Below are 14,340 nucleotides of genomic sequence, written 5' to 3'. Positions count from 1 at the left end.
GGCTGGTCGATGAAACCTACGTTGTCACGGGAGCTGGCGCTGGATGCGCTGATGATGGCGGTCTGGCGACGTAAACCCGACGGCGAGGTTATCGTACACTCAGACCAGGGCAGTCAGTACGGCAGCGACGACTGGCAACGGTTCTGTCGCGCCAATAATCTGGCACCCAGTATGAGCCGGCGTGGCAACTGCTGGGATAATGCGGTGGCCGAATCGTTCTTCAGTTCACTGAAAAAAGAACGGATCAGAAAACGCATCTATAAAACCCGGGATCTGGCCCGGGCCGATATCTTCGATTACATTGAAGTCTTCTATAACCGGTCCCGGCGTCACAGTCATCTCGGCGGCGTCAGTCCGGAGGCCTTTGAACAGGCCTCGTCGTGAGGACAGAATTTGTCTACGGGCGTGGGGTCAGTCCAAACAGCCAGGTTACCGTGCAATCCAAAACACTTCAGATGGACGTAAAAATTCCCCTTCAACCTTCTAGTTTTGACTTACTACAGATGGGGGCCTTATTGGGGGCACATGAATTAATCGAACAAACTAAATTATATAATTATCAATAAATTAAAACGCAAACTCGAAGTCTGCAGGGGACACTTTATCCTCCCACTTTTTCCAGTACATTCGTTTGTCCACCGCCAGAATTCACTGAGCAGAAGAATCCTGTTTTATTTGAGCGTAACGCGTTGCCAGCTGTTTAAGACGCAACTCCAGTTGAGTCTTTTCTGCTTCAGGAAGCGCATCTCCTGCTGGGTGCTGTGACAGGCGCCTGAGTTGTTCTTCAGCCGGTATCGTCTGGTTAAATGACTGTATAGTCGAAAAAACTACGGATTTAAGCTCGCTTACCGTGATGTATTTTCCTTTTTGCTCGTCCAGGCTACTCAGCCGATGACTCAGTTGCTGAAGCGTCATCATTCCCTGATACCAGCTGTTCATTGCGTCGACAGGTAACGCTGCCGCGTTAAATTTTTGCTGCCACTGCATTGTGAGCGGTTTCGCCTCCTCCGGCCATAATGTCTGGAGCTGCTTTAACAGCTGAAGGCTGTAGGAAATATTCCAGTCAGGAGGCAGTTTATCCAGGCGGGCAAGCTGCTGCTGAGTGTCTGCGATAAAAGTGGACGGTAAACTACCTCGCAGTGTTAACGCGTTTTGCTGCACAGGCGTGAGCACTTCAGGTAACGGAGCCAGAGAGGCAAAAGCCTGAGTCGCCAGGGGGTCGGGTCTGGACAAAGAAACCCATCCCCACGCCACAGCGATACAAACCACCAGCGTGGAACACATCCCGGCAAAAAAGGGCTTCCACTGTCTGACAGACACGGGGGCTGTCGTGCGATCCTCCCCATTCGGCTGATTTTCCTGATGCACAACATATACCCATTTCACCTCTTCGCTCGGTTCGGTTTTCTCCAGAGGCGATTCGCTATCGGGCTTCATGTTCACATTCAAATCGGACGTCTCATTACTGCTTTCCAGCCGTTCAGCATTTGAATGTATTAACGTTCGTAACGTATCGAGCTGGCTAAGGTGTTTAAGCTCAAGGCGCTGGAGCACCGCGCTCAGGCTGGTAAGTAACGCTTCAGCACGATAAAGCTCACTAAGATGGCTGCTGTTGAATGGAAGCATACGCATGCGCTGCTGCAGGCGCTGGCTCAGGCCGCTAAGGATTTCCATACGAGCGTGTTGTGTCTTCGGCCATAAGGTTTCCCACTGGCGGCTAATCAGGGCCTCCAGAATCGCCAGCCCTTCATTCAGGCCAGCTAATCCAGACAGGTGAGTACGGGCAAGGGTGTACCAGGCTGCTGTCTGCAGCTCCACACCGTTCTGTTCAAACATTGAGAGACAGAGTCTTTGGACATATTGCCAGTTCACATCAGGGCGAGCAGGATGTGTAAGCTTGCTGAGTTCATCGCGGAGGGCGGCATAATCTGGCAGCGTACGCGGGTCGCCGCCGGTTTTTAACGTTATATGTTTGGTCATTCTGCAGGGCCTGCATATCCGTGTCGGTTAATATCGTCAGTTGATGTGTAAAGCAATTTTGCGTGTAGAAACGCAATGACTAATAAAGGAATGAATGTTATTGCTAGGGCAGCAGCGCTAAAATCAGACCGAAAAAAACACCTTCATCAAATAGTTGTCCTGACTGAGGTGATGTATCAGGGGGAGTAAAGATCCAGTCATATACACTCCCCACCCGCATGAACAGGTGTCCTTGAGAAATCGCGCTGTACCCGGAAAAAAAAGTCACCTCGACACAGCCTGCAACTCCCTGTCCATACAGAAATATCGGCATAAACTTAACCGCCCGGTTACCATAACGCAGGACGATACCGGAAATATCAAAAGCCCCGCCCTCCACCAGCAGGTCCGGAACATATACCGTCAGTGGCTCTGCATTCAGTCCGGTATCTGTCAGCCACGCGTCCATTTGATCCTGAAGCTGAGCCATTCGCATGCGAAACGCTGCAATATCGGCCTGACTCTTGCTAACTGCGGGAACAGGTGAAGGTTGTCGCGCCTGCCACTTCTTCAGGAACTGTGATTTTACTGACATGGTGTTAACTGACCTTATATACGAGGTGTTGTGTCGAGATACTGCTGTTGCCTGAGATGCCGCAACAGGACCCGTCCTTCGGGCATAAACTCAGTCCCGTAGCGCACCAGGCCTATCCCTTTAAGCTCAGCGTCAATGGCATAGCGCAGCTCGCCGGGAATGTTCTGCTCCAGCAGAACAACGTCTATTTTTTTCAGGCGTGGCTCATATTTGAGCAGAACGGCAGACAATGTCCCCATGAGCTCATGAGCCGTTCCGGGCATCCCCTGCAGGATTTTTGTCATATCGGGCAGCCCGTAATCAGGCAGATGCGCCAGCGTGCCGGCGCGACAGTTGAGAACGCGCTGCATATTGTCCAGAACCGAAAGGATGACCTGGTTTTCTTCTCTGACCTGTTTAAGGTCGAGGCCACCGCTAAAATTTCCGGTTAGCATTTCATACAGCGAAGGCGTGTTATGTCCCTGGGGCATCAGTCGTCCTTAAGCGGTTGCAACGTCAGATGGTTCTCGCAGGCTTCCAGAATGCGCGGTTTATCGGGATCCAGATCGCTGCGCTTGATAACCTGCTTCCAGGTGTCGTTGGTCATGTCCGGATGACGAAACAGCCCCACTACCGCGACAAACTGCGCCTCTTCTTCCATCGGCATATCAAGGCTCGCATCACCCCCCGGTTTTACCACGATATTACGACTGACCAGCATGTCGTCTTTCAGAATGCTGGCATCATCCTGAAGCAATTGCTGATAAACCGTCTTATCAAAGGTTTTGCGGTCTTTGAGCTGGTAAACCCTGACCACGACAGGCTCAGACAGCGAGTTATTTTCGCGAGAGTCGGTGTTCAGAGCTTCGCGCGCGGTGAAATCCAGATGCAGGATTTTAATTTTTTTATAGAACACAGAATTAAACGCCGATTTGGTACCGTCGGTAACGCTCTGCGTCACCCCGCAACCGGTCAGAATAAGCGCCATGAGAGGGATCATCCAGCGCGCGGTTTTAGTTAAATTTGTACGTGACACGTCGGTTTCCTTGTTGTGGTTTCGCGGGCTCCAGCCCGCTGTAATAGCCCAGTTCTGTCGTAAAGATTTCAGGAATGTCATCAGGATGGCTATCATCTTCTGCTCCCAGCACGCCGTTCATTCCCAGCCAGAAAGGGTTCTCACCCAGCGGGGGGACGGCCAGCAGTCGAACAGACGTCGTCAGGGTTATTCTGGCCTTAAACCGCCAGCCCAGATACACCCGCAGCATCACCAGGAAATCCATGTATAACTGGCCATCCGGTTTCCAGCCTTGCGCCTCATGTTCGTTGTCCGTCGCAAGAGCAATCAGCAGCTGGCTGCCGGCATCCATCGCTTCGTCACCCAGCGGCGTATTGCCATCAAGCAGAAAATCTTCGTCACCGTAAAAACCCAGCGGCCTGTTGATCTCTACAGGCCGCAGACAATACGGACTCACCTGTACCGTCGTATCGGGGGCCAGCAGGCTCACCAGTGCCTGCATCCCTTCCTGAGTTTTGCCCGGTTGTTGCAGAACTCCCAACAGGGCCAGAAAGCGCGACACCGGCGTGGCAATGTGATTTGCCGTGCCCGGTATTCCAAGCCCCACCAGACCCAATAACGACTGCGAAATGCTGTCGGTTCCGCCGGGCTCAAACGTGGCCGGATAGGAGTATTTACGCCAGACGCGGTAAAACTGCGTCAGGATGCGATGACTGAAAATATCCAGAAAGCCCTGCAGCGCCTCATGCCCTTCCCGGCGCTGGGTGATGTCATCGAGATACGCTGTTGGTAATGGGGAATCGACCCCGTACATCCCCATAAAGGTCGTACGGATAACCGGCGGCTTGCTGTCATCGTCTTCATCATATTCGACAGCCTTCAGTTCGCTCGCCGGAAACCCCATTCCAGGGTGCGGTGCAAAGCGTACCGGGTCATCTGCGGGGTGGCTGGTCGATCCCATCAGCGGCCTGTCGGGATTGTTTTTCTCCAGCAGCTGACATAATCGATAGAAGTTAATGCGGTGAAGGTCGGCTTCCAGCCGCGGTGTCAGCCGGGAATGCGGCGGTTGTGCTTCTCTTCCCATTCCAGGCGCTCTCCGGTTGGTTGCAGGATAATAATCAGGCGGTTAAACAGATAGATGTCGGTGTAGAGCGCGAAGAAGCGGCTCAGCATCTCGCCGAACAGGCAGATGTCGCCGCGCCCGGCAAAGCCGTAGCTGTCTAGCGTCACTTCAATCTGCACGCCGCGCACCAGGTATCCCTGCTCAAATCGCTCAGTTTCACTGTGCTTCACGTCGATGATGGCTTCCAGACGACGGCGGTTCATCTCGCCGTCGGTCCACTCGTACAGCGCGAGGGTACCGCGCAGCACATCTGCGTTATCCATCATCGACAGGAACCCGCTGCCGAGGTGACTCAGCACGCGCCAGTGGAAACGGTCTTGCGCAGGTGGATAACAGGGCAGTGTCGGCGCGCACAGGTTACGCACGACGATGCTGGCCGACGTAGTTTTCATCACCGTATCGAGCACGGTACTTTGCAACGCCCGTCGCGGCAGTTGGCCGTTGGTACCGGTGAGCGTCAACGACAAGCTTTCATCTTCCGGAACGGTGTGATTATCAAACGCTTCGCCACCAAGAATAAGCCAGGTATTGTACAGCCCTGACGAACCTCGCCGCACGCGGGTGTGGTAGTAATATTCCGGGGCTTCATGGCGCATCATTCCGCCTTTGTGGCGAAAGCTTGAAAATGGTACGTAGGTATGCTGGCTCGATGACATCACCGAATCCACCGCATATATTTCGGTGTGCCCATCCTGCACGCGCATCGGGCGCAGCATGTATTCGGTCTGCAGAGAGTTAAGCGTCAGCGGGTCAGATTCCAGCGGGAACAGGTTAATCACCGGCACGCAGTTCAGGCGCAGGTGTTTTTCGGTAAAGTTAAAGTCATGCTCACAGCGTTCTGCCAGCACCACGTCGATTTCAAACCAGGGAAGCTCAGCCGGGAAGTTGACGCCATCCAGTCCACGCAGACCAGTGAACATGAATTTTTCGCGAAAGGTGAAGTACTCCAGCAACAGCTGATATCCGCTAAAGCTGCTGTTGCCCTTCGGCCACAGGTCATCGTCATCGCCAAATCCCAGAGCGGCGAAGTACCCGTCGAGCGGTCTTCTGTCCATGTCACCTGGCATCCGCAGCCACAGGCGGGCAACATTCATGGTGAAGGCTTCGTGCATGGCGCAGGCCAACGGTGCGTCAGCATTGAAGTAGAACGGGATCTGGCTGAGATCGACACGGCTCCAGTCCGCCAGATGGCTGCAGTTAAAGCGCAGGTTGATGACCGAACGCCCGTCAGGGTCAGTAGACAGGCGAGCGTGTTCCAGCGACAGCGGCTGGAGAGTTATATCTTTAGTTGTGGTGTACCGACAGCGCGTACCCTTTTCACCGATCGGCCGCGAGTTAATCTCGAAACCTTTGACAATACGCATCTGCTCTTTCATTTCTCGCCAGTCAGGGGTGAACTCCACCACCGACATCGACGGTATGGTGCGCAGGTAATGCGGCCACAACAGGCTGACCAGCCCTTCGGTCAGTTCAGGAAGGTCATCATCAAGCTTCTCTCGAAGCCGCCCCATCAGGAAGGCAAAGCCCTCGAACAGCCGCTCCACGTAAGGGTCGCGCGCCCCCGCTTTATCGAGATTGAGCATTGCCGCCTGCTCGGGGTGAGCACGGGCAAACTCTTCACCGGCTTCCAGCAGATAGCGCATTTCAGCGTCATAATAACGCAGGGTTAAGTCGTCCATAAAAAACCTGAATAGATGAATTTTAAAAGTAGGCCAGGCGTTTTTACCCGCAGAGCACCGCACTGCTTGCCGGGTCGAGCGCAATCAGACCGACCAATAGCTGGTCCATCTCAGGCTGAAGCCGTGATTTATCGGTTTCACTGCGTGTGGCTTTCATGCGCAGCAACCGGAGGCGGCGCGATTTAACTTCAAACAACAGCGCCGGTGTCCACTGTGTGAGGGTGATGGACTGCGCAGCACTATCGAGCTCACCCAGAAGGTGCAGCGCCAGTTCATTTCTACCCTTCTGCTCGGCCACGCGGGCCATCAGCAGACGCAGCAGCCACTTGTCTTTCGTGGAGTCGTTACCCGGACGTGTCTGTAGCCAGTGAAGTGTGGCATCCAGACCATCCGTGTCCGCTTTTTCCAGCGCTTCCGGCTCGAGAGCCAGGATGTCGTTATTCGTTTCACTGACTGCGCTGACCGGCTCATCACGCCAGCCGGGCATATCGTCCAGCACGCTCTGGTTTATCCAGTTGAGCGTGACCTCATCGGCAAACGGCGTTCCGTCATTAAAGGCCAGCGTTTCAAGTCCTGTGAGTCGGCGCAGCAGTCCTTTCAGGTCGGCGGCGATGATATCAGCCAGTACATCCTGCCCCGATTTCATCAGTGCCTGGTGGATATACCACTGCAAATCCAGCCAGAGGTGATTGGCGCCACGCGAAAAAGTGCTGTCCGCCTGCTCCAGTATCTCCAGCCAGCTCTGCTGCAAGTACAACCGCTTAAGCATGGCCCTTTGGTCAGCACGCGGCGGTTCAATGCGTGTTTTCCCCTCGGCATCAGGTGCAGGGATCGCTCTCAGCGTGTCATGACGCAGGCTTTTCATCAGCCGGTGTGCGGGGAGCCATCCATCGGGTTGTTCACGCAAATACCCCGCCAGGGTACGGGCCTGAGTCAACAAATCCTGACCGGACGTGATGCGGCTCAGGGCTGGAGCGTCATACTCCGTCGTGTGTGCAGAGGTCTGTGACTGAGGGGTGTTAATGGCGTTCTGTGGAACCAAAGCATCCACGCCACCGGCCTTCATCAGGCGCGACTCCAGCGCGCTGTAAAGCGCATTCAGATCCGGACAGGACGCTTCTGGCTCAGCGTCCAGACTGCTGTGGATGAGCAGCAGCGCACCGGTAGTGCGCATAGCATCGTCGCGTACCACTTCAGGCCACAAGGACAGACTATCAAGCAGACGAGAGCCTGCAAGCCACTCCAGCGCCGGCTTACGGCTTCGCTCCCGCTGCGGATAAAGCTGCGCTCCGTAGCGTTGCAGTAATCCCGCCAGCAGTTCAAGCCCTTCGGCAAAGCCAGCTTCTCCGTCCTGGTGCAGACGGGCCCAGCAGTAATAGGTCGCAATACGAATATCTTTGGCGGTGGTGGTCAGCAGTTTTTCGGCAAGCGTACAAATCAGCCCGGTATCGATGCCGGAGAGTTTATTGACCTCCTCTCTTATACGCTGGAAATCATCGTCATATCCCGGCTCGTCCCCAGCAGGACGGGTATCGCTGATAGGGGAAAGCCAGGGATGCCAGCGTTCCGTGCGCGCCTGCGCCTGCTGCCGCAGCTCAGTTTCGTCCGCCTGACAAGCGGCAACCAGATTCTGAAGAGTGCTCATTATTCAATTCCATCCATGTCACTGATTTCCGTATTGGCCATCAGAGCCTGAGCCGTTGCCGCGCTGTCAACGCTGAAAATCTGGTCCGGCAGCGTGAAGCCGCGCAGTGCCAGTAATGCCAGCGGCCCGCTGCCCAGCTGTGAACGCAACACCCACTGCAGCGTACTACCATCCGGGGCAGTAAAACTCACCATCCACTGACTGCGGTCAAGCTGCTGGCGCTTGCCCTGATCCAGCCAGCGAATAAAGCCCCAGGTCCCTCGGTAATCCCCGAACAGACGCGCGCCTGCATTGACGGAGGTCCATGTCAGCATCGCTCCTGGTTTGTAAGTGTCTCCCGGCCAGCGGAAGCTTTGCCAGTCGGCCATCTGGTTGAAGTAGTGCAGCTTTTGTCCATCAATTGTTAGCTGCGTCTCCACTACCCGCGGCACAGGACGCGCCTGCAGATCAAAGCTGATGCCCTGACTGCCATCGGTAAACAGAATGTCTGACAACTCACTCAGCTGGTTAATGGCCCGCAGAAAGGCCGGGTTAAAGCTCAGCCCCTGGCTGTTGACCTTATCCGGTACCCACTGGCTGCCTTCTTTGTGAAGCACTCCATTGAGCTCTGTGGTCAGGAATCGATCTATGCGCCCACTGTCTTTACGGATAAACTCTGCCAGCATCGGCAAAGAGGCGTCACTCTTGCTCGCAGCGAACGGGAAGCGCCCGTCAAAGGCGGTGCGCCAGTTCGCCACCACGGAGCGGCTCCATTTGTCATTCAGGCTCGCCGCCGACGGCTGGAGTACGGTCTCCCAGGCCTGGGTCAGCGGCTGCACAAACATCGTGCTACCAAAACCACTCCACTCTTCACCAAGGCTTGCCGAAATCAGACTGCCATATTGCTGGGTGTCGGTCAGATCCACACTTTTTCCCTGAAATACGGTCTGCGCCAGGGTTTGCATCATCTCCTGCGGATCCGAGGCGCTGGCCACCTGCTGCAAGCGAAGACGCACGCGGGTGATACGGGTCAGATAGGTCTGCAGGCTCAGTGAGTTGTCAGCCGACATGACGTTGCTGCCCGTATTTTTGCCGAGAAGCTGAAGCAGCGGACCGAAAGTTTCATCCAGTGGTCCCTGTGGACCTGTCGCAGACTGGTCAATTGCGGGTTTGTCTTTTCCACCAACCAGATCTTTTGCCGATTTGATAATGGAGTCCGAAAGGCCTTCGCTTTGCTGGCCGGTCTGCCCCTGCCAGGCGATGGTGTTCATCAGGGCAATCAGTGGAGACTGGCGGATATCACTCATTAGCGTCAACTGGTCGGTCACATCGGCAATATTGTTCGCAGAATTCCAGCGCAGACTGTTAAGGAAGTTCAGCCAGCTGCCGGCAAAGTCAGTGAAGTAACGCTCTGTCAGGCGTGCTTTGAGCGCTTCCGGCGACATGTCCGCCGATACGGCTTTGCGGGAATCGCTCAGCACCCAGTCGATTTCATCCCGTCGGGAATTTGCGGCCTTTTCGATGGACTGCTGAATCCCCCCTTCCCATGCCTGACGGGTGAACATGCCCGACACTACTTCATTGGTGGTGAACAGTCGCCGCGCATCGGTACCGCTGGTCATGTCTTCGAGGGATACATCAGCAAAGTTACGGCGTACCGATTTGAGCATGTTCTCGTACAGCGTGCTTTCTGCATTGCGGCGGCCAATCTGCTGCAACAACACCTGGCGGCTCTGGCTAACCAGCTGTGCATCCGGCGTGATTTTCCACTGTGGCTGCTTTGGCAGTTCAGAGATATAGAAGGCCCATAAATCCGGTGACAGACTTTGCCATAACCCGGTGGAGATCCCCATACGCGTTGGCTGCACGGTTTTCATAGCTTGTGCATAAAACGCGCCGTCGACTTTATCCGGACGGGCCATCATCAGCCATGCTTTAAGCTGGTCATAACCCGGTTTCGCCAGCTGTGCACGCTGGTCGCTGTTGGGTGCAGAGTTTGTCAGCGCGTTGAGCTTTTGCGCCAGGGCAGCATTTGCCGGGTCGCGTATTAGCCGGTTATTCGCCACGCCGTACCACGGCAGCATTGCGTTGAGCAACTGCTGATTATGGTCAAGACCGAAGCGCTGATACCAGGGAGTTCCCTCCTGAACATTGTGCAGCAGGCGGCCGGCGTCGTTTCGCAGTTCATGCAGTGCCGTCAGTTGATAATCGGATACCGAAGGATGTTCAACCAGACTGCGGGCTTTTCCTGCTACAGAGGTAATTAGTCCATAGTTCAACACAAACGAGGCCAACAACCCCGCCCCCCAGAGACCGATGATGGCCGACAGCGTCCAGGCGAGCGTCCGTTCCCATGCCATACCGATACGACGGCCACTAACACGAGTGCAGTCGTCAACGATACTCTGCCATGTCACCGGCAGAGCAAGGGCATGACGTTGTGACTCCAGAACATATTTCTCCGCGTCGGCAGATGCCGCACTGGCTACTATCTCTGTGGTATCGGCGGTTTTATTCTCCGTCAGGCTGAACATCAGGCCGCGCAGCGGAACGCGTTGCTGAGCGTCGGAGAGCCATGGCAGCAGTTGCTGAGCCCAGCGGGCAATCCCGCCGTCTTTGAGATGCTGGCCCAGACGCAGCAGGAAATCGTGGTTGTTATTCTCAAGCATCTGGTTCACGCCCTGCGCCCGCAGTTTGGGCAGCAGCAGCTCAAGCTGGCGGGTAATGTCGTCAGCTTTGGCACCCAGCGGGAAATTGGCCCCGACCGGCTGTTCAATGCGCTTTGCCTGCGACCATTTGCTGTCACGCAGTTGCCATAACCATACCGGCGCGGAATAACGCAGCAGTTCGCTGATTTTTTCCAGCCCGCGTAAATCGTTATCGCTGATTCGTGGGGTCAGAGTGAGCGACTGCGGCAATACGCGTACAATACCGTCCAGCGGGCGCCCGCGGCGCAGTTTACGCAGCGCAGTGTATTTTTCGCGATCGGGCTCAGAAGCCAGACTGCCGCCATAAATCAGTACGGTACGATTGCCTTCAAGCCACTGCTGCTGTTTCAGGCCTGGAACAAGCTGTTCAATCGCGGCTTCATCGCCAGTAATCAGCAGCAGACGGATTTTGTGGTGCCAGAAGAAGGTGTATCTACGGCGGAGGGATGTTCTGAGAGTCAAATATTCATTCCAGTATTTATTATCCTTTTTCTTTTCCGCCTGAGCCGTTGATTCTTTTCCGGTTGCAACAGTTTTAACAGCTTTATAGTTCCTCTCACCGAACAGGCGAGTGACAATAAAAAATAAAATAATAAATAACACCAAACCGCCAGTCAGCAGCGCACAGGTGAAAAGCCAATATCCTTGCTGTACAGAACCATCCATCACTCCCAGCGTTTCGGGAGAGAATTCAAGTAACCAGAAAACCGTCGTTCCCACTACAAAAAGAAACAAAAGAATCAGCCATAGCTGGAACGTTGTATTTTTAAATATTGCCAAAAGACGCGTCACTTCAGTGCACTCCGATCAAAAAGATGATGGCAGTTTTATCAGTCGTGGGAAAACTGGAACCGAAAGTAAACTTATCGGTTCACAGACAATGGATAATGCTGGGGAATTATTTCGTTACAGGGCAAACAGTCATAAACCAGGGAAATATACTTTCGTCCGGAACGTACACAACAAGTTGTGGTGATTTAGACTGTTCAGCCTGGTCGGCAGCAACAGCTATCGCAAGCCAGGGCGAAACATTCCTCGTCAGCCCCGTTTTTAAATCAATATCACAAGGTTCTCCGGCAACAGGAAATCGAACACCAGAGGTTGAGAGCAAGGCGGTTGCTTTATTGCTGACACCCGTGCCCGTTAACCAGATCTGTTTTATCTCTTCTGGAGCAGACTCTCCCCAGTGTAACGCCTGCATAAGCGCGCTACTCATATCCTGGGTAGTCTTCATCTGTTCAGGGCGATGGACCTGAGCCACAACGTTCCGGTTTACCTCAGGTCTTTCAGGTGAACTCATCAATAGTGCTGCCGCCGCTTCCCCAGTACCATCTATGATTTTTTCAGTAAGGTTCAGAGTAATAACAAGCAGGGTCTGCATCGCATCTGGTCTATCAAGCCACGCATCAATCGCCTGTAATCCTTCTCCGCTGATAAAAGTAATACAGAAAGGGTAACCAATGCTGTTTTGAACCAATAGCTGTATTGCACAAAGTTCTTCGGGTGATAAAGATATATCCGGGCTGAACTGAAATAACACAGCAAGGGGGGACTTTTGGGGCATGCGTTGAAATGCGTTTTGTAGCGCAGTCTCCCTTAACAACAAATTTATCCGTTCCTTCACTCTTACCAGCACAGGTAATCCCATATCGCTAAAACTGGCGTGGTGGATAAGCAACTCGCTATTCTCATCCACCTTGGTAGGCAATATGATACCTTCAGGTATTTGCATCTGTTGAGAAATGGATTCAGACGAAATGACATGCGGCAAATGAACTACGTAACCTAACATACCGAGACTACGCTGGCCGGACCGAATATCCTGAGCAAGATCCCACTCCCTGGCCGCATCCCAGCCATCTGCCAGCCATTCTCCTGCAAGATAAAACAGCCAGCGAAACGCAAATGCAACCCCACCGGCAGCCAAGGGGATTCCAAGAAAACAAAACCAGAAAGTAGGCGTATGAGTGGGCGAGTTCATAGGCCAGAAAAGGGCTGTGATCCCCGCTCCGGCCACAATAAGTACAACCAGGAGTATCACCCAGCGCTTAAAGGAAGGGGCAGATTGTCGTTTTGCACGTGGTGGAATACAGGTAAGATCAACGGGCATTATTTACTCGTGGTTGCATTACTTAAAGATGTGATCAGTGTGCATCCACAGGTACATTTGTATCCGTGAAATGCAACTGGTACGCCATTATCCTTCATAGTTGGATGCCCTTCAGCGATAAAAGAAGGGCTATGTCCTAATATTGGACAACTGACCGGATCGTCTTTACGCGCCACACCAATACCAGCAAATTTCATTGTTTTTGAGCCGCCCATAACCTGGCCGCCCCCGGTGGTTTTATCACCGATACGAATGATACCTTTCATCTTTATTCCCTGTGTTTTACTGATGATTTTCTGAAAAGATCTCGCCATGGATGTTCAGGATTACCAGAAGCATCGACCCGATAAGGGTCATCTTTATCAACCCGGCACAGTGACTCAATACTCTCAGGCCAGACGGGCACCCTGCTTGTCACCATTGCCAGGTAGCGCGGAACGCTGAAAATAAAGGCCAGCACAAACAGGAGCGGAAACAGAAATAACGGTGCCCCGTTAAAGCCGGATAAAAGATAGAGCAGACCAAAGCGGTAGCCCTCGCGTTTTTTTGCGATGGGCAGGCAAAAATCAACAACCCCAATGACGGACTCAGGCCCTTCTTCCATGTAACGTCGGACAAACTCCCAGTGTCTTTCAAGCTGCTTCCTGTCCGAATGCGTGGCCGGCAGACAGAAGGTGTCAATCACGGTTTCATTATCATCCGCCAGTACATGACCGCTGATGTAGTAGTCTTTGTTCGCATCTTTTCTGTGGCTCAGTCCAGTGGTGAAAAAAACGCTATCCCAGGGAACGCTGTAGGCTGAACCATTTAACCGGAATACGTGCACCAGTCTGTTTTTTCTGTCAAAGCGAATGGGATAATGTGTCCAGGCAAACCATTCTGTTTTAAGAAGCTTGAATGAAAAAAGAATTGTCGGAATGCAAATTAAGCTCATCAACAAAAGCATTTCTTCACTGGTAGAAAACTTCCAGTCAATATAAGGAACACTCTTAATCAGCACTGCCAAGTATAGCAGTGAAAATCCAAAAAAAACAAAGGACGCGACAAATCCTCCGAAACCCTTCGCTGAGTAATATTTGTCAACAAGTTCAAGATAATGGGTGTTAAGTGTTATAACCTTCATATCAGGGACTATTGATTGTCCATCCAGTTCAGTTGCCTGATGTTGTTTTAGCTGATGCGTTCTCTCTTCATCACTAAGAGACCGGTTTAATTTAAACTTAGGAAAAAGACCGTAATAATCCATTTTATACTACACTCCCGGAGCAAATTTAAACTCACCCTATTCCAGCATACCTTTCATCTTTATTTCCTGTTGTTTGCTGATGGTTTTCTGAAAAGATCTCGCCATGGATGTTCAGGATTACCAGAAGCGTCGACCCGATAAGGGTCATCTTTATCAACCCGGCACAGTGACTCAATACTCTCAGGCCAGACGGGCACTCTGCTTGTCACCATCGCCAGGTAGCGCGGAACGCTGAAAATAAAGGCCAGCACAAACAGGAACGGAAACAGAAATAATGGTGCGCCGTTAAAGCCGGATAAAAG

12 protein-coding genes and 1 pseudogene are annotated in these 14,340 nt (G+C 53.1%); 1 reads left to right on the top strand and 12 read right to left on the bottom strand.

The window, feature by feature from the left end:
• On the top strand, positions 1–384 hold a 384-nt coding region (locus INF68_RS21555; protein ID WP_193525444.1), incomplete at its 5' end, for an IS3 family transposase.
• A 264-nt stretch (positions 385–648) separates the two neighbouring features.
• Here INF68_RS21555 and INF68_RS21550 read toward each other — a convergent pair.
• The 12 genes and pseudogenes from INF68_RS21550 to INF68_RS21495 form a co-directional block, all read right to left on the bottom strand.
• Positions 649–1,980, bottom strand: a complete 1,332-nt coding sequence (locus INF68_RS21550) for a VasL domain-containing protein (protein ID WP_193525443.1) — start codon at positions 1,978–1,980, stop codon at positions 649–651.
• 103 nt (positions 1,981–2,083) lie between these two features.
• The gene (locus INF68_RS21545; RefSeq protein ID WP_193525442.1) at positions 2,084–2,554 is read right to left on the bottom strand and encodes a hypothetical protein; all 471 of its coding nucleotides are present in this window, start codon (positions 2,552–2,554) and stop codon (positions 2,084–2,086) included.
• 14 nt (positions 2,555–2,568) lie between these two features.
• Positions 2,569–3,024, bottom strand: a complete 456-nt coding sequence (gene tssE / locus INF68_RS21540; RefSeq protein ID WP_193525441.1) for a type VI secretion system baseplate subunit TssE — start codon at positions 3,022–3,024, stop codon at positions 2,569–2,571.
• Positions 3,024–3,569 carry a type VI secretion system lipoprotein TssJ gene (tssJ, locus tag INF68_RS21535; RefSeq protein WP_193525440.1) on the bottom strand — a complete coding sequence of 182 codons (546 nt, stop codon included), beginning with the start codon at positions 3,567–3,569 and terminating at the stop codon, positions 3,024–3,026. The genes tssE and tssJ overlap by 1 nt, the downstream gene beginning before the upstream one ends.
• Positions 3,547–4,632, bottom strand: coding sequence for a type VI secretion system baseplate subunit TssG (gene tssG, locus INF68_RS21530; protein ID WP_193525439.1), 1,086 nt, complete (start codon positions 4,630–4,632; stop codon positions 3,547–3,549). Before tssG ends, tssJ begins: the two co-directional genes overlap by 23 nt.
• Positions 4,596–6,350: a type VI secretion system baseplate subunit TssF gene (gene tssF, locus INF68_RS21525; protein WP_193525438.1), complete on the bottom strand. Its 1,755-nt coding sequence runs from the start codon at positions 6,348–6,350 to the stop codon at positions 4,596–4,598. The genes tssG and tssF overlap by 37 nt, the downstream gene beginning before the upstream one ends.
• Before the next feature lie 43 nt (positions 6,351–6,393).
• Entirely contained in the window at positions 6,394–7,995 is a 1,602-nt protein-coding gene (gene tssA, locus INF68_RS21520) for a type VI secretion system protein TssA (RefSeq protein ID WP_193525437.1), read from the bottom strand.
• Complete coding sequence (locus tag INF68_RS21515) at positions 7,995–11,144, bottom strand: ImcF-related family protein (RefSeq protein ID WP_370552483.1); 3,150 nt, start codon at positions 11,142–11,144, stop codon at positions 7,995–7,997. Before INF68_RS21515 ends, tssA begins: the two co-directional genes overlap by 1 nt.
• A 436-nt stretch (positions 11,145–11,580) precedes the next feature.
• Entirely contained in the window at positions 11,581–12,792 is a 1,212-nt protein-coding gene (locus tag INF68_RS21510; protein WP_193525435.1) for a hypothetical protein, read from the bottom strand.
• The gene (locus INF68_RS21505) at positions 12,792–13,058 is read right to left on the bottom strand and encodes a PAAR domain-containing protein (protein ID WP_193525434.1); all 267 of its coding nucleotides are present in this window, start codon (positions 13,056–13,058) and stop codon (positions 12,792–12,794) included. The genes INF68_RS21510 and INF68_RS21505 overlap by 1 nt, the downstream gene beginning before the upstream one ends.
• A gap of 2 nt (positions 13,059–13,060) precedes the next feature.
• A complete protein-coding gene (locus INF68_RS21500) occupies positions 13,061–14,038 on the bottom strand; it encodes a DUF6708 domain-containing protein (RefSeq protein ID WP_193525433.1) in 978 nt (325 codons plus the stop codon).
• A gap of 59 nt (positions 14,039–14,097) precedes the next feature.
• Positions 14,098–14,340, bottom strand: a pseudogene (locus INF68_RS21495) (hypothetical protein); the annotation flags it as partial.

Source organism: Enterobacter cloacae complex sp. P16RS2 (genome assembly GCF_014982155.1).
Lineage (GTDB): Bacteria > Pseudomonadota > Gammaproteobacteria > Enterobacterales > Enterobacteriaceae > Enterobacter > Enterobacter cloacae_M.
Note: the sequence above shows the minus strand (reverse complement) of the source record. Positions and strands in the feature narration are given on the sequence as shown.

Coding starts and splice junctions, on each gene's coding strand:
- INF68_RS21510 (WP_193525435.1), bottom strand. CDS start 12,792: ATGCCCGTTGATCTTACCTGTATTCCACCACGTGCAAAACGACAATCT.
- tssE (WP_193525441.1), bottom strand. CDS start 3,024: ATGCCCCAGGGACATAACACGCCTTCGCTGTATGAAATGCTAACCGGA.
- tssG (WP_193525439.1), bottom strand. CDS start 4,632: ATGGGAAGAGAAGCACAACCGCCGCATTCCCGGCTGACACCGCGGCTG.
- tssA (WP_193525437.1), bottom strand. CDS start 7,995: ATGAGCACTCTTCAGAATCTGGTTGCCGCTTGTCAGGCGGACGAAACT.
- INF68_RS21545 (WP_193525442.1), bottom strand. CDS start 2,554: ATGTCAGTAAAATCACAGTTCCTGAAGAAGTGGCAGGCGCGACAACCT.
- tssF (WP_193525438.1), bottom strand. CDS start 6,350: ATGGACGACTTAACCCTGCGTTATTATGACGCTGAAATGCGCTATCTG.
- INF68_RS21505 (WP_193525434.1), bottom strand. CDS start 13,058: ATGAAAGGTATCATTCGTATCGGTGATAAAACCACCGGGGGCGGCCAG.
- INF68_RS21550 (WP_193525443.1), bottom strand. CDS start 1,980: ATGACCAAACATATAACGTTAAAAACCGGCGGCGACCCGCGTACGCTG.
- INF68_RS21500 (WP_193525433.1), bottom strand. CDS start 14,038: ATGGATTATTACGGTCTTTTTCCTAAGTTTAAATTAAACCGGTCTCTT.